This is a genomic window from Streptomyces cellostaticus, from assembly GCF_001513965.1.
Taxonomy (GTDB): Bacteria; Actinomycetota; Actinomycetes; order Streptomycetales; family Streptomycetaceae; genus Streptomyces; species Streptomyces cellostaticus.
In genome coordinates, this window is sequence record NZ_KQ948015.1 from 532,335 (window position 1) to 553,182 (window position 20,848).

Annotated in this window: 21 protein-coding genes and 1 pseudogene; 6 read left to right on the top strand and 16 right to left on the bottom strand. The window is 73.3% G+C overall.

The genetic code is table 11. The features are described from left to right. Nucleotides 1-39: 39 nt before the first annotated feature. Complete coding sequence (locus AQI88_RS02305) at nt 40-636, bottom strand: TetR/AcrR family transcriptional regulator (protein ID WP_066990857.1); 597 nt, start codon at nt 634-636, stop codon at nt 40-42. Between the two features lie 99 nt (nt 637-735). Here AQI88_RS02305 and AQI88_RS02310 point away from each other — a divergent pair, with 99 nt between their 5' ends. Continuing rightward, entirely contained in the window at nt 736-1,614 is an 879-nt protein-coding gene (locus AQI88_RS02310) for an NAD(P)-dependent oxidoreductase (protein WP_066990860.1), read from the top strand. A 36-nt stretch (nt 1,615-1,650) separates the two neighbouring features. On the opposite strand, the gene AQI88_RS02315 is transcribed toward AQI88_RS02310, so the two are convergent. Continuing rightward, nucleotides 1,651-2,088, bottom strand: a complete 438-nt coding sequence (locus AQI88_RS02315) for a TIGR03618 family F420-dependent PPOX class oxidoreductase (protein WP_066990863.1) — start codon at nt 2,086-2,088, stop codon at nt 1,651-1,653. Nucleotides 2,089-2,177: 89 nt separating this feature from the next. Here AQI88_RS02315 and AQI88_RS02320 point away from each other — a divergent pair, with 89 nt between their 5' ends. From AQI88_RS02320 to AQI88_RS02330, 3 genes are read left to right on the top strand one after another with little or no spacing between them, the layout of a single operon-like run. Beyond that, the gene (locus tag AQI88_RS02320) at nt 2,178-2,756 is read left to right on the top strand and encodes a TetR/AcrR family transcriptional regulator (protein ID WP_066990867.1); all 579 of its coding nucleotides are present in this window, start codon (nt 2,178-2,180) and stop codon (nt 2,754-2,756) included. Next, nucleotides 2,753-4,222, top strand: coding sequence for an MFS transporter (locus tag AQI88_RS02325; RefSeq protein WP_066990870.1), 1,470 nt, complete (start codon nt 2,753-2,755; stop codon nt 4,220-4,222). The genes AQI88_RS02320 and AQI88_RS02325 overlap by 4 nt, the downstream gene beginning before the upstream one ends. Before the next feature lie 57 nt (nt 4,223-4,279). Next, nucleotides 4,280-5,503 (top strand): serine hydrolase domain-containing protein, encoded by a 1,224-nt coding sequence (locus AQI88_RS02330; RefSeq protein WP_066990874.1) that lies wholly within the window; start codon nt 4,280-4,282, stop codon nt 5,501-5,503. Between the two features lie 55 nt (nt 5,504-5,558). On the opposite strand, the gene AQI88_RS02335 is transcribed toward AQI88_RS02330, so the two are convergent. From AQI88_RS02335 to ribA, 5 genes are read right to left on the bottom strand one after another with little or no spacing between them, the layout of a single operon-like run. After that, the gene (locus tag AQI88_RS02335; protein ID WP_066990876.1) at nt 5,559-6,713 is read right to left on the bottom strand and encodes a saccharopine dehydrogenase family protein; all 1,155 of its coding nucleotides are present in this window, start codon (nt 6,711-6,713) and stop codon (nt 5,559-5,561) included. Beyond that, on the bottom strand, nt 6,706-7,767 hold the full coding sequence (locus tag AQI88_RS02340) for a saccharopine dehydrogenase (protein WP_066990879.1): 1,062 nt from the start codon (nt 7,765-7,767) through the stop codon (nt 6,706-6,708). The genes AQI88_RS02335 and AQI88_RS02340 overlap by 8 nt, the downstream gene beginning before the upstream one ends. Further along, complete coding sequence (locus AQI88_RS02345) at nt 7,764-8,909, bottom strand: NAD(P)/FAD-dependent oxidoreductase (protein WP_066990882.1); 1,146 nt, start codon at nt 8,907-8,909, stop codon at nt 7,764-7,766. The genes AQI88_RS02340 and AQI88_RS02345 overlap by 4 nt, the downstream gene beginning before the upstream one ends. After that, entirely contained in the window at nt 8,906-9,880 is a 975-nt protein-coding gene (locus AQI88_RS02350) for an ornithine cyclodeaminase family protein (RefSeq protein WP_066990885.1), read from the bottom strand. Before AQI88_RS02350 ends, AQI88_RS02345 begins: the two co-directional genes overlap by 4 nt. Nucleotides 9,881-9,913: 33 nt before the next feature. After that, complete coding sequence (gene ribA / locus AQI88_RS02355; RefSeq protein ID WP_066990889.1) at nt 9,914-10,573, bottom strand: GTP cyclohydrolase II; 660 nt, start codon at nt 10,571-10,573, stop codon at nt 9,914-9,916. A 38-nt stretch (nt 10,574-10,611) separates the two neighbouring features. Between ribA and AQI88_RS42570 the strand changes: the two genes are divergently transcribed. Next, complete coding sequence (locus tag AQI88_RS42570; protein WP_079057355.1) at nt 10,612-11,391, top strand: creatininase family protein; 780 nt, start codon at nt 10,612-10,614, stop codon at nt 11,389-11,391. A gap of 101 nt (nt 11,392-11,492) precedes the next feature. On the opposite strand, the pseudogene AQI88_RS47395 reads toward AQI88_RS42570, so the two are convergent. From AQI88_RS47395 to AQI88_RS02380, 5 genes and pseudogenes are all read right to left on the bottom strand, one after another. Next, a pseudogene (locus tag AQI88_RS47395) lies at nt 11,493-12,503 on the bottom strand (lysylphosphatidylglycerol synthase transmembrane domain-containing protein); the annotation flags it as partial. Next, complete coding sequence (locus AQI88_RS44730; RefSeq protein ID WP_066990892.1) at nt 12,500-13,534, bottom strand: class I SAM-dependent methyltransferase; 1,035 nt, start codon at nt 13,532-13,534, stop codon at nt 12,500-12,502. The gene AQI88_RS44730 and the pseudogene AQI88_RS47395, both read right to left, overlap by 4 nt. Next, nucleotides 13,531-14,745, bottom strand: a complete 1,215-nt coding sequence (locus tag AQI88_RS02370; RefSeq protein ID WP_066990895.1) for a glycosyltransferase family 4 protein — start codon at nt 14,743-14,745, stop codon at nt 13,531-13,533. The genes AQI88_RS44730 and AQI88_RS02370 overlap by 4 nt, the downstream gene beginning before the upstream one ends. Then, the gene (locus AQI88_RS02375) at nt 14,742-15,140 is read right to left on the bottom strand and encodes a 6-pyruvoyl trahydropterin synthase family protein (protein ID WP_066990898.1); all 399 of its coding nucleotides are present in this window, start codon (nt 15,138-15,140) and stop codon (nt 14,742-14,744) included. Before AQI88_RS02375 ends, AQI88_RS02370 begins: the two co-directional genes overlap by 4 nt. Nucleotides 15,141-15,252: 112 nt before the next feature. Next, nucleotides 15,253-16,242: a zinc-dependent alcohol dehydrogenase gene (locus tag AQI88_RS02380; RefSeq protein ID WP_066990901.1), complete on the bottom strand. Its 990-nt coding sequence runs from the start codon at nt 16,240-16,242 to the stop codon at nt 15,253-15,255. A gap of 107 nt (nt 16,243-16,349) precedes the next feature. On the opposite strand from AQI88_RS02380, the gene AQI88_RS02385 reads away from it, so the two are divergent. Continuing rightward, on the top strand, nt 16,350-17,114 hold the full coding sequence (locus tag AQI88_RS02385) for a CDP-alcohol phosphatidyltransferase family protein (RefSeq protein WP_066990904.1): 765 nt from the start codon (nt 16,350-16,352) through the stop codon (nt 17,112-17,114). A gap of 60 nt (nt 17,115-17,174) precedes the next feature. Here the strand turns inward: AQI88_RS02385 and AQI88_RS02390 are convergent, their stop codons facing one another. The 4 genes from AQI88_RS02390 to AQI88_RS02405 all read right to left on the bottom strand — a co-directional run bounded on the left by AQI88_RS02390 (nt 17,175) and on the right by AQI88_RS02405 (nt 20,842). Further along, nucleotides 17,175-17,888, bottom strand: coding sequence for a YcnI family copper-binding membrane protein (locus AQI88_RS02390; RefSeq protein ID WP_066991624.1), 714 nt, complete (start codon nt 17,886-17,888; stop codon nt 17,175-17,177). 52 nt (nt 17,889-17,940) lie between these two features. After that, nucleotides 17,941-18,537, bottom strand: coding sequence for a hypothetical protein (locus tag AQI88_RS02395; protein WP_066990907.1), 597 nt, complete (start codon nt 18,535-18,537; stop codon nt 17,941-17,943). Nucleotides 18,538-18,608: 71 nt separating this feature from the next. Beyond that, the gene (locus tag AQI88_RS02400) at nt 18,609-19,973 is read right to left on the bottom strand and encodes a GH1 family beta-glucosidase (RefSeq protein WP_066990911.1); all 1,365 of its coding nucleotides are present in this window, start codon (nt 19,971-19,973) and stop codon (nt 18,609-18,611) included. A 29-nt stretch (nt 19,974-20,002) separates the two neighbouring features. Then, nucleotides 20,003-20,842, bottom strand: a complete 840-nt coding sequence (locus AQI88_RS02405; protein WP_066990914.1) for a carbohydrate ABC transporter permease — start codon at nt 20,840-20,842, stop codon at nt 20,003-20,005. Between the last annotated feature and the right edge of the window lie 6 nt (nt 20,843-20,848).

The following is a 20,848-nucleotide window of genomic DNA, read 5'->3' on the forward strand; positions in this document are numbered from 1 at the left end:
GCGGGATGCCGGTCGGAACAAGCACCTCCCGGCCGCGCCTCACACGGAGGAGACCACCGCGGCGTCGAGGAGGGGACCCAGTTCGCGTACGACGGTCGTCAGCGGGCGTACGTCCTGTTCGGCGCGGGCCATCAGGATCGCCCCCTCCAGGGCGCTGATCATCAAGGTGGCGAGGGAGCCCGCGCGGGCGGCGGGCACGCCCATGCCGGTCAGGGCCTCGGCGACCGGGCCGCGCCAGGCCGAGAATGCGGCGGCCACCGCCTCGCGGGTGGCGGAGCCCGTGGCGGCGCAGTCCACGGTCGCGGCGGCGACCGGGCACCCGGCGGCGAAGCCGTCCGTCTCGTACTCGTGGGTCCACTGGGCCGCCATCGCGGCGAACAGGCCGCTCGGCGCCGGTTCGTCCAGCCCCGCGAGGAAGCGCGCCACGCGCCCCCCGGCGTACCGGCCGGCCCAGGCCACGGCCTCGTTGACCAGCTGTTCCTTGCCGCCCGGGAAGTAGTGCTGGAGCGAGCCGCGCGGCGCACCGGCGTGTGCGGCGACGTCCCGCATGCCGGTCGCGCCGACCCCGTCGCGCCGGATCAGCTGGGCCGCGCTGAAGACCATCCGCTCGCGCGGTCCGTGCCGCGACTCGGCCATGTCCGACCTCCGATCCTCGAGCCCACCCTATGACCGACGTCATAACGGCCGCTACTATGACAGCGGTCATAGTCGGCCCGTCGAGCGAAGGGCGGCCCCGTGAACGTCGGTTTCATCGGTCTCGGAGTGATGGGGCAGCCCATGGCGCTGCGCCTCGCGGCCTCCGGCACGCCCCTCGCGGTGTGGAACCGGACACCGGAGCGTGCCGAGCCGCTGCGCGCGGCCGGTGCCGAGGTCGTGGCGGACGCCGAGGAGGTGTTCGCGCGGTCGGAGGTGATCCTGCTGATGCTCGCCGACGAGGCGGCACTCGACAGCGTGCTCGGCCGCGGCACTCCCGCCCTCGGCGCGCGGGTCGCCGGGCGGACCGTCGTCCACATGGGCACGACCTCCCCCGAGTACTCCCGCGCCCTGGAGAGCGATGTCCGGGCGGCGGGCGGAAGGTATGTGGAGGCGCCCGTCTCCGGGTCCCGCGTCCCGGCGGAGCAGGGGCAGCTGGTGGCCATGCTCGCCGGCGAGGAGTCCGCCGTGACCGCCGTACGGCCGCTGCTCGCACCGCTGTGCCGGGAGACGTTCGGGTGCGGTGCGGTCCCGGGCGCCCTGCTGATGAAGCTGTCCGTGAACCTGTTTCTGATCACCCTGGTGACCGGGCTGACCGAGGCGTTCCACTTCGCCGAGCGGCAGGGCCTGGACCGGCGGCAGTTCCTTCAGGTGCTGGACGCGGGCCCCATGGCCAGCGCGGTCTCCCGGATGAAGGCGCCCAAGCTGCGCGAGCAGGACTTCGCGGTGCAGGCGGCCGCCCTGGACGTGCTGAAGAACAACCGGCTCATCGCCGAGGCGGCCCGCACGGCGCACCTGGCCTCGCCGCTGCTCGACGTGTGCCACGCCCTGTTCGAGGAGACCGTGGCCCAGGGCCACGGCGGGCAGGACATGGTGGCCGTCCTGCGGGCCATCGAGGCACGGACGGCCGAGGCGCCGTAGGCCGGGCCGCAGGTCAGGCCCCGGGTCAGCCCTGGATCAGCCCCTGGGGATGCCGTACGCCCGCTCGACGCGCAGCCTGAGGACGAGCCGACGGTCGCGGACCATGGCGGCCCGGTAGTCGTCCCAGTCCGGGTGCTCGCCGCGGACGTCCCGGTAGAGCCGGACCAGTTCCTCGACCGTGTCGTCGTGGGGGTCCTGGGCGACCGGCGACAGGTCGGCCGTGCCCTCGGCGACGGTGTACGCCCACCGGTCGGCGGTGGTGACGTGGTACGAGGCGCGGGGGTCGCGGCGCAGGTTGCGGGTCTTGGCGCGGTCGTCGGTGAGCGAGACCCGGATGATCCGCTCGTGCGGGTAGTAGGCGTGGTTGACATTGGACAGCTGGGGGCGGCCGTCCTTCCTGAGGGTGACCAGCACCCCGCCGTCCTCCTCGGAGAGCAGCTTCAGCAGTGCGTCCTGCGTGGCGTCCTGAGTCATAACCACGTCAACTCGCCCGGGCAGGCCACACATTCCCGAGGCGCCCCTCACGGTAGACACTGTCTACCACCGCCTGGTAGACAGTGTCTATGAATGCATCCGGCACAGGTCTGCGGGCCCGCCTGATCGACGTCGGCGTGGAGCTGGTGGCCGCCGAGGGCGCCCAGGCGCTGACCCTGCGGGAGATCGCCCGCCGCGCGGGGGTCTCGCACGGGGCGCCCCGGCGCTACTTCCCCACCCATCTGGAGCTGCTGTCCGCCATCGCCGGGCGCGGGTTCGCCGACCTGGGCGACCACGTCCGGGCGACGCTCGCGGGCGGCGGCGATCCGCGCACCCAGGTGACGGAACTGTCCCGCACCTACCTGGAGTTCGCGCTGGACAACCCCGGGATGTACGAGCTGATGTTCCGTCACGATCTGCTGGAGAGCGGGCATTTGGGACTGCGAGAGACGAGCCTGCCGCTCTTCGGGCTGCTCGTGGATCTGGTGGGCCGCATCCGTCCCGGGGCGGACGCCCGGCGCGTGGCCGGCGCCCTGTGGGCCAATCTGCACGGCATCGCCCAGCTGTGGCGCTGGGGCAGTCTCCAACTGGCCACCGGCGGCGAGGACTTCACCCCATTGCTGGAGGCGGCCCTGCTCGCCCATCTGGGCCCGCAGGACGACCGGTGAACCGCCGGCTGACGCTGGCGAGCAGCGTGGCGGGCGCCGTGCTCGTCGCCCTGGACGGCACGGTCCTCACGGTCGCCCAGCCCTCCCTGCAACGGGCGCTGCACGCGTCGTTCGCGCAGGTGCAGTGGACCAGCACCGCGTATCTCGTCGCCGTGGCGAGCCTGCTGGTGTTCGCGGGGCGGCTCGGCGACCGGTACGGGCAGCGGCGGATGTTCGCGCTCGGCATGCTGGGGTTCGGCGCGGCCTCGGCGGGCATCGGTCTCGCGCCCGGGATCGGCTGGGTGATCGGGCTGCGGGTGGCGCAGGGGGTGTTCGGGGCACTGCTGCAACCGGCCACCCTCGGCATGCTGCGGGCCGCCTTCCCGCCGGACCGGCTGGCGATGCCGCTCGCCGTGCGCACCAGCGCGATCGGCCTGGCGGCGGCCGCGGGGCCGCTGGTGGGCGGCGCGCTGGTGACCGGCCTGGGCTGGCGGGCGGTGTTCTTCCTCGGCGTGCTGCCCGCGACGGCCTTCGGGCTTGCGGCTCTGACAGGCACGAACCGCGCACCTCTGACAGACACCAACCGCGCGCCCCTGACGGGCACGGACCCTACGCCCGTGACGGGCACGGACCCTACGCCCATGACCGCCCCCGACCGCACGAAGGCCGCCGCCCTTGCGGAAGACCCCCGGCCCTCCCTGGATCTCCCCGGTGCCCTGCTCCTCGCGGTCGCCCTGGCCTGTTTCGTGCACACGCTGGTCGCGCTGCCCGGCTCCGGTGTGGCCACCGCGGCCGGGCTCGGGGGCGCCGCGCTCGCCGGCGGCGCCTTCGTGCGGCACGAGCGGCGGGCTGCGAGCCCGCTGCTGCCGCCCGAGGTGATCGGCTCACCGGCGGTCGGGGCGGCGCTCGCCCTGCTCGTCGCCGTGTCGGCCTCGCTGTTCGGCACGCTGTTCGTCGAGACGTACGTCCTGCAGCGCCGGCTCGGCCTCGATCCCTTCCACAGTGCCCTGCGCAGCCTGCCGTTGGCGGTGCTGATGGTGCTGTCCGCCCCGCTGTGCCCGGTGCTGCTGCGCCGGGCGGGTGCGCGGTGGACCGCGGGAGCGGCGACGGCGGTGCTCGCGCTGGGCGTCCTCGTGCTGTCCCGGGCCACCGGCACGCTCGCGCTCGGCGCCGGGTTCGCGCTGCTCGGCGCCGGGTTCGGCACAGTGATGGTGGCGGCCACCCACGTCGTCGTACGGCGTGCGGACGTGGCGGTCGCCGGTGTGGCGGGCGGGCTGCAGCAGACCGCGCTGAACGTCGGGCCCGTCGTAGGCGTGGCGGCGGGCACCGCGCTGATGGGTGCGGAGCCGCGGGCGGCGCTGCTGGTGCTCGCCGCCGTGGCTGCGTGCGCCGTGCCGGTGGCCCGTGCGCTGCCGGGCCGGGGCGTCGCGTCGATCACACCCACCCCTGATGAGCGGGCCGGAGCCGGTGTTCCTGCGCGACGATGAGCTGTCAGGCCGTCCCGGCCGGCAAGCCGGACCGCACGACGCGACCCGAGGAGAGCGATGGCACAGCTGCGACAGGAAGTCGACCCGGATGAAGCCGGGCTGGACGCGAAGGCCCTTGACCGCCTCGACCAGCGCTTCGCCCGCTACGTCGACGAAGGGCGCCTGCCCGGCTGTCTGGTGGCCGTGGCCCGCGGCGGCCGTGTCGCCCACCTCACCACGCACGGCCACCGGGATCTCGCGGCCGGGCTGCCGGTGGAGGCCGACACCCTGTGGCGTCTGTACTCCATGACCAAGCCCGTGACGGCGGTCGCGGTGCTGCACCTGGTGGAGGAGGACCGGCTCTCCCTGGACGACCCGGTCGACCGCTACATCCCCGCGTTCGCCAACCCGCGTGTGTACGAGAGCGGTTCGGGCGACGAGGTGCGCACGCGCCCGGCCGACGGCCCGATCCTGATCCGCCATCTGCTCACCCACACGGCGGGCCTGACCTTCGGCTTCTACTACAAGCACCCCGTCGACGCGCTCTACCGCGCCTCGGGCCTGGCGTATTCCGTGCCCCCGGGCGCCGACCTGGCCGAGACGGTCGAGGTGTACGCGCGCCAGCCGCTCCAGTTCGAGCCGGGCACGCAGTGGAACTACTCGGTCGCCTCCAATGTGCTGGGCCGGGTGATCGAGGTGGTCTCCGGGCAGCCGCTGGACGCGTTCTTCACCGAGCGGATCTTCCGCCCGCTCGGCATGACCGACGCGGGCTTCCACCTCACCCCCCAACAGGCCGGGCGGCTCGCCGAGTTGTACGGCGAGACGGACGACGGCGGTATCACGCCGGTCCCGGGGCTGCCCGTGCGGGGACGGCCGCGGTTCCTGTCCGGCAGCGGCGGCATGGTCGCCACGGCACAGGACTTCCACCGGTTCATGGAGATGCTGCGCCGGGGCGGCGAGTTGGACGGCACCCGTCTGCTGTCACCCGGCACGGTGGCCCTGATGACCCGCAACCGGCTGCCGGGCGGCGCCGAGTTGAGTTCCTTCGGCGCCCCCGTCCACCAGGAACGCGGCAACGACGGCCTCGGTTTCGGCTTCAACGTCTCGGTCGTGACCGACCCGTCCCGCACCCTGGCCCCCTCAAGCCTGGGAACCTACGGCTGGACCGGCGTGGCGACCACCGCCTTCTGGATCGACCCGGGCCACGACCTGACCGTGCAGTTCATGACCCAGGTCCGGCCGAAGACACTGAAGGTCTTCCCCGAGCTGCGGCGACTGGTGCACGAGGCCCTGGTTGCCTGACCCCTCGGCTCTCACGTTCCGCCGCGGCCGGGCGCCTCATGGTCTCCCTCGTGATCTACTGACCGAGCCGGAGGCTGAAGTCCAGCCCCTCCCCGGCGAGTTCGGCCAGCCACCGGTCCGACCGCTCGGCGGTCTCCGCCGAGCGGTTCAGGCCGGACGGCACACCTCCGTCGAGGATGTGGCGGACGCCGAGGGCGAGGGGCCGGGAGACGCAGCGGGCCATCGCCGACTCCTCCGCGTCGCCCACGAGGTCCAGGAGGTAACCACCGGTCCAGGTGCGGTCCGGGCCGGTCTCGACCTCCAGGGACACCGACAGCACCACGCGGTCGCGGTCCGCGTCCGTCGTCGGGTAGGCCTCCGCCAACTCCCTGGCCAGCGCGGCGATGCGCTCGTCGTCGCCCGCCTTCAGTTCCTCGAAGACCGGCTCCCAGGCCTTCAGCCAGCCGTCCAGGCGCAGGGTGCCTCGTACGAAGGTGCGCGGTGTCCAGGCGCCGGGCAGGCCGTACTGGTCGATGAAGGGGATGCTGTCCCGGTTGGGGTAGGCCTCGAAGGTCTCCCCGTCCAGGACGTGCGGCCGGGTCGCCTCCCAGGGGCGTTCGGCGGTGATCGCGGCGCCGTCCTCCAGGTAACGGGCCGGCGAACGAAGGGCGTTGAGCACGCCGAGGGGCGCCCAGCTGAAGCGGTAGCGGAAGTCGTTCGGGACCGCCGGGACGCCGCCGCAGTAGGAGGTGAGCCGGTAGGAGGCCGGGGTGTCCGCGCCGATCTCCGTGCGCGCCCTGCCGATGAGGCTGTGCGCGAAGAGGTGGTCGATGCCCGGGTCCAGGCCCGCCTCGGTGAGCACGACCAGGCCGGCCGCCTCGGCCGCGGGCACCTGGTCCAGCACCTCGGGCGAGACATAGCTGGAGCAGGCGAAGTGGGCCCGCGCACCCACGCAGGCGGACAGCAGTCCCGCATGCCCGGGCGCCGGCAGCATCGATACGACGACGTCCCCGGGCGCCAGTTCGTCGGCGAGCGCGGGGAGGGTGAATGCGCGGGGCTCGACGCGTCCGGTCAGGCCCAGGCCGGCGAGGGCGGCGGCCGCGCGGTCCCCGGTGCGGTGCCACAGCCGTACCCGCTCGGCCGTGTCGCACAGCGCGGCCAGTCCGCTGCCGGTGGAGAGTCCGGCACCCACCCAGTGGACGGTGCCGCTCGCCGGAACACGGTCAGTCATGGCGGAACTCCCCTTCTTCGATGCCGAGTTCACGGCCGGCCTGGTGGAACCGGTCGAGGCAGCGCTGCCACGGGCCGGTGCCGGCGAAGTCGAGCAGCTGGGGCAGGAGGGCCGCGGAGAAGTCGGTGCTGGACTCGCGGGGCAGCAGGGACGGCAGGTTGTCGATGGCGATCAGGTCCAGCGGCGGTTCCTTGCGCAGGCGGCGCACCGGGTCCGTCCAGTCGGTGGTGCGGTCGTAGACGGGCAGGACGTTCAGCGGGGAGCCCACGTCGCAGGTGACGTCGCACAGGGTGCGCAGCCGGCGGGCCGGGTCATCCAGGTCCGTCTCGCGCAGGAAGGGCGGGACGGGGGTGGTGGCGAGGACCGCGTTCACCATCACGTCGTGGCCGAGCAGGGCCCGGCGGTCCAGGTCGCGGGTTTCGGCGAGGTCCCAGCCGGTCGCGGCCACCCCCGCCGCGCCGAAGGCGGCCGAGGCTCCCCGGCCGCTGCGGCCCAGCGCGCCGACCACCAGCGCCGTGAACTCCTCGTCCCCGTCGGCCGGTTCGAGACCGGCGTCCAGCTCCTGCTTCGAGGTGGGCCGCAGGGGTGCACCCAGCCGGCCCCGGTGCTGGAGCACGGCGAGCGCGGCGCCGAGGTAGCCCGCCCAGAAGCCGAAGGCGGCCAGCCTGCGGCCCTGGTCGTCCACCAGGTACTCCAGGTCCAGCAGCGCTCCGGACCCGGCAGCGAACCGCCGCAGCAGGTCCGCGGCGCCCGGCTGTTGCTTGTAGGCGTGTCCGAAGAAGATGTGGCGGTGGGTCAATGCGGGCGGATCGTACGGGAGTTCCTTCAGGCCCAGGATCACGGTGTCCGGCGGTGCCGTCACCCAGGAGCCCGTCGGGGCGCGGTGGCAGCCGGCCGCCTCGTACTCCTCGAGGGGGAAGATCCGCTGCGGGGACTCCTCGACGGTCAGGCGCACCCCGCTCTCGGTCAGGCGGCGGGCGTCGGCGGGGACGACCGGCGTGCGCCGCTCGGTCGTACGGACCTCGTGGCGCAGCCACAGGTGCAGCTCGGTCATACCAGGTTGGCCTCCGGGCGCGGGGCGTCGGCCGCGAACCGGCCGGCGCTCAGGGGGCGGACGTCCAGGAAGGGTACGCGGCCCAGGTACAGGTCGCGGACGATCTCGCCCACGGCGGGTCCCTGCAGGAAGCCGTGCCCGGAGAAGCCGGTCGCATACAGAAAACGGGATACCGAAGACGCCTCGCCGATCAGCGCGTTGTGGTCGGGGGTGTTCTCGTACAGCCCCGCCCAGGTGCCGGTGCGGCGCAGGTCGAGCAGGGCGGGGGCGCGCTGCTGCATCGTCTCGCACAGCCGGGGGATCCAGCGGTCGTGGGTGTCGGTGGCGAAGCCCGGCCGCTCGTCCGGGTCGGACATGCCGAGCAGCAGACCGGGGCCCTCGGCGTGGAAGTACAGGCTGGTGGTGAAGTCGATCGTCATGGGCAGCGCGGGCGGCAGACCCGGTACCGGTTCGGTGACGGCGATCTGGCGGCGCAGCGGCTCGACCGGAAGGTCGACGCCCGCCATCGTGCCGACCGCTCTCGACCAGGCGCCGGCCGCACAGATCACCGTATCGGTGTGGATGCGGCCGAGGGTCGTGTTGACGCCGGTGATGGTGGCGCCGTGCCGTTCGATGCCGGTGACCTCGGTGTGGCGCAGGATACGGGCGCCGTGGGCGCGGGCGGTGGCCGCGTAGCCGTGCACGACCGCCTCGGGCGTGCAGTGGCCGTCGTCCGGGGAGTAGGCGGCGGCCAGCAGGCCGTCGGTGGTGATCAGCGGGGAAAGGCGGCGGGCCTCCTTCGGGGTGAGCATCCGGCTGGGCACGCCGAGGGAGTTCTGCAGCCGGATACCTGCCTCGAAGGAGGCGACCTGCTCGGGCGTGGACAGCAGGAACAGATAGCCGACCCGGTGCAGCCCGATGTCCTGGCCCGTCTCCTGCCCGAACCGGGCGAAGGCCTCCAGGCTGCGCGCGCCGAGCTGGATGTTCAGCTCGTCGGAGAACTGCGCCCGCACCCCGCCCGCGGCCTTGGAGGTGGAGCCGGCGGCGAGTTCGTCCCGCTCGACCAGGACGACGTCACGCACCCCGGCGCGCGCGAGATGGCAGGCGATGCTCGTGCCCATCACACCGCCGCCGACGATGACCACGCGGGCCTGGAGGTTCACGCCCCTGCCTCTCTCGCGGCGCGGATCACGGCCCAGGCCGCCGCGGCGTCCTGGATGCCGAGTCCGGTGCTGTTGTAGTAGACGATGTCATCAGGGGCGGTGCGGGCGCCACGGCGTCCGGTGAGCACCTCGCCGAGCGGGACGAGGCCGCCCGGGGTGAGCAGTCCCTCGCGCAGGGCGTCCACGATCGGTCCGGCGTGCCCGGCCGCCGTGTCGGGGTCGTCGACGACGACGGCAGCGGCACGTCGTACGACATCGGTGTCGACCTCCCGGCGGGTGGGCTCGAAGGAACCGATGCTGACCACCGTGCAGCCGGGCGCCAGCCACGCGCCGCGCACCACGGGTGTCGTGCTGAGCGTGCAGGCGGCGACCACCGATGCCCCGGTCACGGCCTCCTCGGCGCTGTCCGCCGCCCGGACGGGCACGCCGAGTCCGGCGGCGAGGGTGCGGGCGGCCGCGGCGCGCCGGTGCGGGTCCGGGCTCCACAGCCTGAGCGCCGTCACCTCCCGCACCCGGGCGATCATGCGGGCGTGGGCGAGGGCCTGGGTGCCGGAGCCGAGCAGGGCCAGTTCCGTGCGGCCGGGCACGGCGAGGGCGTCCACGGCGACGGCGCTGCCCGCGGCCGTGCGCAGCGTGGTCACGGCCGTGCCGTCCAGGACGGCGGCGAGCCGGCCGGTGCCGGGGTCGAGCGCGGTGACGACCGCGTGCACGGTGGGCAGACCGGCCGCCGCGTTGCCCGGGTTGACGCTGCCGAACTTCGCCACCGCCCCGGTGTCCTTGGACAGCCGGGAGACGTAGGCGAAGACCACGCTGTCGTCGAAGCGGCTCGGCTCCATGATCTTGCCGGGCAGGTCGGCCTCGCCGGTGCCGAGCGCGGTGAAGGCCGCCCGCTGGGAGGCGATCGCCGCGTCCGCGCCGAGCAGCCGCGTCACCTCGGCCGCGGAGAGGAAGAGGACGTCGTCGTCGGTCATCCTCTGATCCTGTCCGGACGGCAGCCCGCCGAATCAGGAGCCGTGGGCGACGGCGTCCAGGTGGGGCAGGATGTGGTCCATCCGCTCCCGCTTGGTGCGCAGATAGGTGATGTTGCTCTCGCACGGCTCGATCAGCAGCGGCACCTGCTCGGCCACCTGGATGCCGTGCCGCACCAGCGCCTCCCGCTTGCGCGGGTTGTTGGACATCAGCCGGACCGAGCGCACCCCGAGGTCGCGCAGGATCTCGGCCGCGATGCGGTAGTCGCGGGCGTCGACGGGCAGGCCGAGCGCCAGGTTCGCCTCGACCGTGTCCAGGCCCTCCGCCTGCAGGGCCATCGCCCGCAGCTTGGCGAGCAGGCCGATGCCGCGGCCCTCGTGACCCCTCAGGTAGACGACGATGCCGCTGCCTTCGGCGACCACCGCACGCAGCGACGAGGCCAGTTGGTCCCCGCACTCGCAGTGCTGCGAGCCGAACGCGTCCCCGGTCAGGCACTCCGAGTGCAGCCGGACCAGAACGTTCTCGGTGCCGATCTCGCCGTGGACGAGGGCGACTTGCTCGTCACCGCGGTCGTGGTCCAGATAGCCGACCGCCTGGAATTTCCCGTACACGGTGGGCAGCGGCGCATTCACGACGCGTTCCGCGCCCGAACGCCGCGAGGACTTCTTGCCGAGGACGCCGATGTTTTCTGTCATGATCTGATTCCTAAGCAGAGACGAAAGGCCGGGAAAAGATGAGTGGTTCGGGCGCGCGTACGGCGGCATACGGGGTGGTACCGGCGGACACTACGGAAGACGTACGGATGCGGGGGGCGGGCGTTTCAACGCAGGTCGCCGTCCTTCCCGTCGGCAGCTTCGAACAGCACGGGCCCTTCCTGCCGCTGGCGACCGACACGCTCGTCGCCTGTGCCGTGGCGCGGGAGATCGCCGCCGCATACCCGGTGCACCTCCTTCCTCCGGTGACGGTCGGCTGCTCGCACGAGCACACGGCCTGGCCGGGGACCGTCAGCATCTCCGCCGTGACCCTGCATGCGGTGGTCCGGGACATCGCCGAGTCGCTGCGCCGCTCCGGTGTGGACGCGCTCGTCGTGGTCAACGGGCACGGCGGCAACTACGTGCTGGGCAACGTCGTCCAGGAGGCCTCCGCCCGCGGGGAGAAGGCGGCACTCTTCCCGGCCGCCGAGGACTGGGAGGCGGCCAGGGAGCGGGCGGGGGTGCTCACCTCGCTGCTCACCGACATGCACGCGGGGGAAATCGAGACGTCCATTCTGCTGCACGCTCATCCCGAATTCGTCCGCCCTGGTTACGAGTCCGCGGATTTCACCGCGGACGACCGTCGTCATCTGCTCACCGTGGGAATGTCCGCCTATACCGAATCGGGCGTCATCGGCCGTCCTTCCCTGGGCTCGGCGGAAAAGGGGAAGGAACTGCTGGCGAGCCTGGTGGAATCCTTCGGCGCGACGTACGCGTTGCTCACCTCGGGCGAGGGCGCGGGCGCGGACGTACGGGGGTAGCCGCGCAGCCCGGTGTACCAGCGGGCGACGAGGACGACGGCGCCGGGCAGGCTCGCCACGAAGCTGAGCACGCCGTACACCACGGCGACGGCCACTCCGCTGCTCGCGCCGAGCCCCGCGGCGCCGAACGCCCAGGCGGTGACGCCCTCGCGGGGGCCGAATCCGCCGACGTTCACCGGCAGGCCCATGGCGACCAGGGCAAGGACGGCGAGCGGGAGCAGCACCGGCACGGAGGCGGCCGATCCGGCGACCCGGGCCGCGACGACGAACATCGCGACGTGTCCGGCGAGGATGACGGCCGAGGACAGCGCCACACCGGGCCCGGCCTGCCGGGACAGCAGCCCCTGCCGTGCCTCGCCGAGGGCGGAGCGCAGCGCGCCACGGCGCCGGGCGGACGTACGGTTGTGACGGACGGCGAGGACGACGGCGAGCGCGCCTGCCGCGGCCAGGGCGGCCGGCGGGGCGAAGCCGCGGACGTCGTCCCGGACGGGCGAGGGCAGGATCAGCAGCACCGCCGCGCCGAACACGGTCAGCGCGATCTGCCCGGCGACCCGCTCCAGTACGACCGCCTTCACCCCGCGCCGCAGGTCACCGGCGCTCTGCCCGTGCCGGACCGCCCGGTGCACATCGCCCAGGACCCCGCCGGGCAGGGCCGCGTTCAGGAACAGCGCACGGTAGTAGTCGGCCACCGCGGGCCCGAAGGCCAGCCGGATCCCCAGCGCCCGGGCCACCAACTGCCAGCGCCACGCGCTGAACACGGTGGTGACCGCGCCGATCCCGACAGCCGCCAGCAACGTCACCGTGTCGATCCGCCGCAGCCCGTCGAGAAGCACACCGGTACCCAGCCGCCAGAGCAGGGCGGCGAGGATGACGACACCCACGGCCGTACCGAAGTGGGTACGCAGGGCACGGCAGTTGAGGCGGGTCAGGAAGCGGCGAGGGGTGTCGGGCCCGGCCGATTCCTGGGCGCCGGCCTGAGTGGGCTCGGGCGTGCGCGGGCGCGGGAACGCGGGGGCGTGTGCGGGCGTGGCCTCGCCGACGGGCGGTTCCAGCAGTGCCGTCACGGCATCGGAGGCCGGCGCCGTACCGACGCTCTGCACCCGCCCGCTCATGACGCCGTGCCCGTCGGCCGGGGCAGAGCGAGCAGGTCGCTGTGGTGGACCACGACCCGCAACTCGCCGGCCGCGCAGGCGGCCAGGCGCTCGTCCAGATAGCGCTCGGCACGGTCCCGGAGGCCGGGCCGCTGTTCGACGGCCGCGCCGACCCATCCGCGCAGCCACTGCTCGGTCAGCGCGGACTCGGCGGGGCCGAGCCGCCACGGGCTCGGATGCACCCGTACCGTCGCCCCGCGCTCGGAGAACGCCTCGCAGGCCACCGTGACCGCGTCCGGACCGAGCAGGCCGGTGCGCCGCTGGTGGGCGTTGAACGCCTCGGCGACCTCGGCGTCCAGCGGGTGGGCGGGGGTGAGTTCGACGCGTCCGGCGACGGACAGCGTGAGCAGCGCCGGGCAGCCGGCGCCGGTGCAGGCGTCGGCGAGGGCCTCGATCTCCTCGCGGGTGAGGACGTCCAGCAGCGCCGAGGCGGTCACCAGCGAGGCCCCGCTCAGCGCGTCGGGGGTGAGCCGGGCGACGTCGCCGCGCCGCGTCTCGACCGTGACCCGGCTGCCGTCGCCGGCGGAGCGCGCTGAGGCCACGGCGGCGAAGTGCAGCAGGTACGGGTCGCGGTCGTGCAGGATCCAGTGCTGGGCGCCGTCCAGGCGGGGCGCGAGCCAGCGGCCCATCGAGCCGGTGCCGCAGCCCAGGTCGTGCACGGCGATACCGCCCGCCCGGCCCGGCAGATCGGCCAGCCGGATCCGCAACGGGTCCAGCAGGTCCTGTGCCCGGGCGGCCGCGTCGGCCCCTTCCCGCAGTTGCAGCCACTCGGGCGCGTACCGCGACGGCTCCTCCTCGCCGCCGTCGCGCAGCCGCACGGTGGCCCGTTCACCGGGGCGGGCCACGGGCCCGGCGCCGGCGATCACCCCGGACGGGTCGCTCTCCTGCGCTCCGGCGCCCGGCAGGTGTTCGCCGTCGTCGGGCGTCGACTCCGCCTTGCTGGGCCCGGGCTGGGCCGGGATCCCCCCGGTCGCCGTCGTCGTGTCCCTCATGCCGCCCTCCTCGGTGTCTCGGGGAGCCGGCCGAGGACCGCGGCGAGGCTCCGTGCGGTCGCCGCCCAGCCGCCGAGTGCCGCGCGGCGGCTGCGGGCGGCTGCCTTCAGACGGCGGCGTACGTCGGGTTCGCCGAACCAGCCGCGCAGTTCGGCGGCGAGCGCGGCGGGGTCCTCCGGCGGGACGAGGATGCCGGGGACGCCGCCGTCGGGGGCGCGGCCCACCGCCTCGGGCACACCGCCGACGTCGGTCGCCAGCACCGGGATCCCGCGGGCGAGGGCCTCGGTGATCGCCATGCCGTACGTCTCCGCGTACGAGGTGAGGACCATCAGGTCGGCCGTCGCATAGGCGGCGTCGAGGGCGGCGCCGGCCTGCGGTCCGGCGAGGTGCAGGCGGTCCTGGAGGCCGTGCCGCCGGATCAGGTCGCGCAAGTGGGCGACGTACTCCGGGTCGCCGGTCAGCCCGCCGACGCACACGCAGCGCCACGGCAGGTCGGTCACCGCGGCCAGCGCCTCCACCAGCCGGTGCTGGCCCTTGCGCGGGGTGACGGCGGCGACGCACAGCAACTGCGAGACGCCGTCGGTGCCGGGCGCGAGGGGCGCGATGTCGGCACCGGGGGCGGCGACATGCACCCGCTCGGGGGCCAGGCCGTGGTGGGAGACGAGACGGCGGACCGCCCAGTCGCTGGTGGCGACGACCGCGGGGACCGCCCGCAGCACCGCCCGTTCGCGGGCGTCCAGGTCGGCGGCCACGGCCGTGTCCAGGCCCCTCTCGTCGCCGAGGGGCAGATGCACCAGCACCGCGAGCCGCAGCCGTTCGGCCTCGGGCACGACGACCTCCGGGACGCCGCAGGCGACGAGCCCGTCCAGCAGGACGACGGTGTCGTCCGGCAGGTCCCCGAGGGTGCGGGCGAGCGCGTCACGGTCGGCCGGGCCGGGGCGCGGCCAGCTGCCGGGCACGGGGTGCCGCACGGCCTGCCAGCCGAAGCCCGGCAGGTCCAGGCAGACCCGGCGGTCGTAGGCGTTGCCGCCGCTGGGCGCGGCCGGGTCGTCGACGCCGCCCGGCATCACGAAGTGGACGGTGCGCAGGGACATGGGGACGATCCCGACATTCGCCGAGGCTGAGGCGGCCGCGGAGGTGGAGGCGGCGACCTGCGCGGGCACGTAGGCGAGTTGTGCCTGCCCGGTCTTCTCCAGGGTCAGATCGGTCACAGCGCACGCTCGTAACTCGCCCAGGCGATGTGCGACTCGTGCAGGGTGACGGTGAGGCTCGCAAGGCCCTTGGCGCCCTCGCCCAGGGCGCCCTTGTGGACGCGTTCGGCGAGCCGGTCGGCGATGACCTTGGCCAGGAACTCGGTGGAGGTGTTGATCCCGGCGAACTCCGGCTCGTCGTCGAGGTTGCGGTAGTTCAGCTCGCCGGTGACGGCGCCCAGTTCCTGGGTGGCCAGGCCGATGTCGACAACGATGTTGTCCTCGTCCAGCTGCTCACGGCGGAACGTGGCGTCCACGAGGAACGTGGCGCCGTGCAGTCGCTGCGCGGGCCCGAACACCTCGCCGCGGAAGCTGTGGGCGATCATGATGTGATCGCGGACGGTGATGCTGAACAACGGACGACCCTCCAGGTGCGGCGCGTCTGGCGCCCCCGGCGATCTCCTGCCGGGGGATGACGTGTAGTACGGCTCTTCGCTTCCCCGTGTTCAGCCGTGTCTCACTCTTTTCTCAGGTCAGGCCGTCTTCGCCGTAGGAGATGCGGTGGCACAGGGCCGGGATCTCGCCGGAGGCGAGCTTCGGCATCAGCTCCGGCAGTTCCTCGAAGGCGCTGTCCCCGGTGATGAGGGCGTCCAGCGCGGGGTCGGCGAGCAGGTCGAGGGCGAGCGCCATCCGCTCGCTGTAGCCGCGGCCGGGGCGGGCGGCCGGGGAGACGGTGCCGACCTGGCTGCTGCGCACGGTGAGCCGACGCGAGTGGAAGGCCTCGCCGAGCGGCAGGGCGATGCACCGGTCGCCGTACCAGCTCAGTTCGACGACCGTACCTTCGGCGGCGAGGAGTTCGAGGGAGCGGGCGAGGCCCTGTTCGGTGGCGCTGGCGTGGACGACGAGGTCGCAGTCGCCGAGGGCGTCCTCGGGTGCGGCGAAGTCCACGCCGAGTGCCTCGGCGGTCTTCGCGCGGGCCGGGTCGGCGTCGACCAGTTGGAGCCGTATGCCGGGGAAGCGGGCGAGCAGGGCCGCCACCGAGCAGCCGACCATGCCGCCGCCGACCACCGCGATGCGGTCGCCGATCTGGGGTGCCGCGTCCCACAGGGCGTTCACGGCGGTCTCCACCGTCCCGGCGAGAACGGCCCGCCGGGCGGGCACCCGCTCGGGCACCACGGTCACGGCGCTCACCGGAACGGCGTAACGGCTCTGATGCGGATACAGGCAGAAGACCGTACGCCCGACGAGCGCCTCGGGTCCCTCCTCGACGATCCCGACGTTCAGGTAGCCGTACTTCACCGGGCCCGGGAAGTCGCCCTCCTGGAACGGCGCCCGCATCACGGCGTGTTGGCTCTCGGGCACCGCGCCGCGGAAGACCAGCGTCTCCGTGCCGCGGCTGACTCCGGAGTACAGGGTGCGGACCAGTACCTCGCCCTCGGCGGGGTCCGCGAGCGTGAGGTCGCGCAGCTCGCCGTGGCCGGGTGAGCGGAGCCAGAACGCGCGGGCCGAGCGGTTCATCGGCATCCTCCTGAACGATCGGGAAGTTGTTCACGTACCGAGAAGTGCACAGGCCGCGCACAGTACGCGGCGTTGATCGACTCTGTCACTCGGCCGGAGGGTGTGCGGTGGCCCTGAACAACACATATGACGCAAGGCTTCAGCAGGAGACCGCTGTGGGAGCGGGCGTACAGATCCTGCTGCTGGCCCTGCTCGGCTCGGCGATCGGCATGGGGCCGGCCGGCTGGCTGACGGGGCTCGCCTTCGCGTTCGCCACCTGGGCGGTGCTCTCCCGCGCCCTGTACCGCTCCCGGCTCAGCTCCTTCGGTCCCGCCAACCGGGTCACCCTCGGCCGGGCCACCCTGGTGGGCGGGGTGACCGCGCTGGTCGCCGACTCCTTCGAGAGCGCACCGCCGGTCACGCTGCTGGTCGGCCTGACCGCCGTCGCGCTCCTCCTGGACGGCGTGGACGGCAAGGTGGCCCGCCGCACCGGCACCTCCAGCGCGCTCGGCGCCCGCTTCGACATGGAGGTCGACGCGTTCCTGATCCTGGTGCTGAGCGTGTACGTGGCGATGCAGCTGGGCCCGTGGGTGCTGCTGATCGGCTCCATGCGGTACGCGTTCGTCGCCGCGGCCCGCGTCGCCCCCTGGCTGAACGCCCCGCTGCCCCCGTCCTTCGCCCGCAAGACGGTCGCCGCGATCCAGGGCATCTGCCTGCTGCTGGCGGGCTCCGAGCTGCTGCCGCACGCGGCCAACATCGCGGTCGCCCTGCTGGCGCTGGGCTCGCTGGTGTGGTCGTTCGGCCGGGATGTGCTGTGGCTGTGGCGCAACTCCCGTACGGCTGCCGAGGAGGTACCGGCCGAACCGCGGCTGCTGGAGCTGGCGGCGCGCTGAGGGCTCGCGCGCAAGGGCCCGGACCGGCTGCCGGTCCGGGCCCTTGCGCATGGTGCGGGGCTACGACCGTGCAGAGCGGCTCCGCACGAGGGCGAAGGCGGCCGCCGCCAGACCCAGCACGCCGACCACCAGCCCGGCGATGCCCAGGCCGCGGGCCGTGGAGTCGCTCGCATCCGCCGACTTCGCGGCAGCGGCGTTGCTGCTCTTCGCCGCCGCCGGGGCCGTCGTCTCCCCGCCGGCGGTGAGCTTGAGCACCGGCACCGGGTTCTCCGGCTCGTCCCCGCCGCTCGATTCCTCGATCCAGCGGGCGACCTTGCCGTCGGAGTAGGTCTGCAGCGTCTTGAACGACAGCTGGCCGGTGTCGTCGGGAAGCTGGCCGAAGGCGACGTCGAAGTCCTCGTACTGTCCGGCGCCGATCTTCCCGCCGGTCCAGGTGATCTCGGAGACGGCGTCGGTGATGGTGCCGTCGTCGGTCTTGACCGGCGTCTTGAGCTTGGTGGTGGTCACCTTGGCGGTCCAGCCGTCCTGCGGGTGGACCAGGACGCCGAGGACGGGGTGGTCGGTGGGCAGGAAGACCTGCACCTTGGTGGTGGAGGCGCTGTCCTCCTCGTTGGGCACGCGGAAGGAGAGCACACCGTCCGTGGCTCCCTTGGCGTAGCTCTCCGGGTGGACGGTGACGTGCGCCGAGGCGACGCCGGCTGCCGCGAGGAGCCCGGCGGCGGTCAGGGCGGTGACGGCTGCGGCGCGACGCAGGGTGGTGCGGGTCATGGGCATGTGCTGGGACATGGGTGAGTTGATCTCCGTACGAGTGACGTGTGCGGGGGGGTCAGATCGAGTACGGGATCGGGGCCGGGGGTCCGCGACGGCTGACCGCGTGCCGCAGCAGGAGCCGGCAAGGCAGCTCCTGGCCGGCCGGGACGCGCAGGGCGGGGCCGGCGGGGGCGGGCAGCGGGGTGCCGCGCCACCAGGCGGCGAGGCCCGGCAGGAGTGTGACCGCGCGGCGCAGCAGCGACCACAGCGCGGCCTCGCCCCGCCTGAGCCACCAGGAGGCGACGAGGGCGGCGAGCAGGTGGGCGAGGGTGACGTGGGCCGTCGCATGGACGTGCATCACCGCCATGGTGTGACCCGGCGGCATGGACGCCATACGCATGGCCTGCGCACGGCCGGGGGTGGGGTGGGCCGCGTCGAAGGCGAGGTGCAGGGCCGCCTGGGTGAGGAGCATGGCCGCGCCGATGCCGGGCAGCGACCGTTCCCGTCCGCCGAGCGTCCAGCCGAGCGCGAAGACGGCCCAGAAGGCGGCGGCGTCGGCCCACAGCGGCGGCATGCCGCCCATGGCCAGTCCGTGCCCGGCGGCAGCGAGCAGCACGCACACCGCGGCGAACACCGCAGCACGCAGGCCCCTGACTGCCGGCGACGCGCTCATGGTGAGGGATCCTCCCACGACCGGGGGATACGTGCGGCAGCGATGCCCTGTTCAGTCACCGCTCCGGCTGCTCAGGCGGCCCGGCGTGACTGCCCGCGGTGGGCGCGGACGATGTCGGCGTACCGGTGTCCGCTGCCCTTGATCGTGCGCACCTGGGTGCGGTAGTCGACGTGGACGAGGCCGAAGCGCTTGGCGTAGCCGTACGCCCACTCGAAGTTGTCCAGCAGCGACCAGGCGAAGTAGCCGGCGAGAGGGGCACCCTTGCGGGCGGCCGAGGCGCAGGCGGCCAGGTGCCGTTCCAGGTAGTCCTGGCGGTCCGGGTCGTCGACGGTGCCGTCGGGGCGGACCATGTCCGGGAAGGCCGAGCCGTTCTCGGTGACGTAGATCTTCCGTGAGCCGTACTCCTCGGTGAGGCGCAGCAGCAGCGTCTCGATGCCGCTCGCGTCGATCTCCCAGTCCATGCCGGTGCGCGGGACGTCAGGGCGGCGTACGGAACGGACGCGGGGGGCGGGGCCGTCGGGGTCGTCGGCGACGTACGCCGGGAAGTAGTAGTTCAGGCCGAGCCAGTCCAGCGGGGCCGCGACGGTCGCCAGGTCGCCGGGCTGCTCGGGGAGGTCGACGCCGTACGTCTCGGCCATGTCGGCGGGGAAGCCGCGGCCGTGCACCGGGTCGAGCCACCAGCGGTTCACATGGCCGTCGTGGCGGCGGGCGGCCGCCAGGTCCTCGGGGCGGTCGGTGGCGGGGTGCACGGTGGAGAGGTTGTTGACGATGCCGACCTGCGCACCGGAGGCGGCGGCACGGATCGCCTGCGTGGCGAGACCGTGGCCGAGGAGCAGGTGGTAGGAGGCGCGCACGGCGGCGGTCAGGTCGGTCGAGCCGGGGGCCATCCTGCCCTCCAGATGGCCGATCCAGGCCGAGCAGGAGGGCTCGTTGAGAGTGGCCCAGAGCCCCACGCGGTCGCCGAGGCGTTCGGCGACGGTCGAGGCGTACTCGGCGAACGCGAACGCGGTCTCCCGCTCGGGCCAGCCGCCGCGATCCTGGAGCACCTGCGGCAGGTCCCAGTGGTAGAGGGTGACGGACGGGGTGATGCCCGCCGCCAGCAGGGCGTCCACCAACTCGTCGTAGAACGCGAGGCCCCTGGGGTTGGCCGGACCGTCCCCGCCGGGGGTCACCCGTGGCCAGGCGATGGACAACCGGTAGGCGTTGACGCCGAGTTGCCGCATCAGGCCGATGTCCTCGCGCCAGCGGTGGTAGTGGTCGCAGGCGACGTCGCCGTTGTCGTCGTTCGCGATCTTCCCCGGGGTGTGCGAGAAGGTGTCCCAGATCGACGGTGAACGGCCGTCCTCGGCGACGGCCCCTTCGATCTGGTACGCCGCTGTGGCCGTGCCCCACAGGAAGTCGTGCGGGAGTGCGGCGAGGTCGATGCGTGCGGACACGGAAGTCCCTTCGGGGTCAGGGGTGTTGGTCACTTGACGGCGCCCGCCGTCAGGCCGGCGACGAGATAGCGCTGGAGCAGCAGGAAGCCCGCGACCACCGGCACGCTCACCACGAGCGAGGCGGCCATGATCTGGTTCCAGTAGACGTCGTTGAGCGTGGAGTAGCCCTGGAGGCCGACGGCGAGGGTGCGGGTGGTGTCGTCGGTCATGACGGACGCGAAGAGCACCTCTCCCCACGCGGTCATGAAGGCGTACACGGCGACCGCGACGATGCCGGGGATCGCGGCCGGTACGACGATCCTCAGCAGCGCGCCGAGCGGGCCGCAGCCGTCCACCAGCGCCGCCTCGTCCAGTTCGCGCGGCACCGAGTCGAAGTAGCCGATCAGCATCCAGATGGAGAACGGGAGCGAGAAGGTGAGGTAGGTGAGGATCAGGCCGCCGCGGGAGCCGAACAGGGCGATGCCGGTGGCGTTGCCGATGTTGACGTAGATCAGGAAGAGCGGGAGGAGGAAGAGGATGCCCGGGAACATCTGCGTCGACAGCACGGTCACCGTGAAGACCCGCTTGCCACGGAAGTCGTAACGGCTGACGGCATAGGCGGCGAAGACCGCGATCATCACCGAGCAGATCGTCGCCGCGCCCGCCACGATCAGCGAGTTCACGAAGTACGTCGCGAGCGGGACCGTCGACCAGATGTCGACGTACGGCCGCAGGGTCAGGCCGCTCGGCAGCCAGCGGAACGTGCCCGTGACGTCGGCGAGGGGCTTCAGCGAGCTGGAGACCATCACGTACACCGGCACCAGGACGAAGCCGGTGAGCAGGGTGAGGAAGATCCGGCGGGACCACAGGAACGAACGGGGCGGCGCCATCGGGGA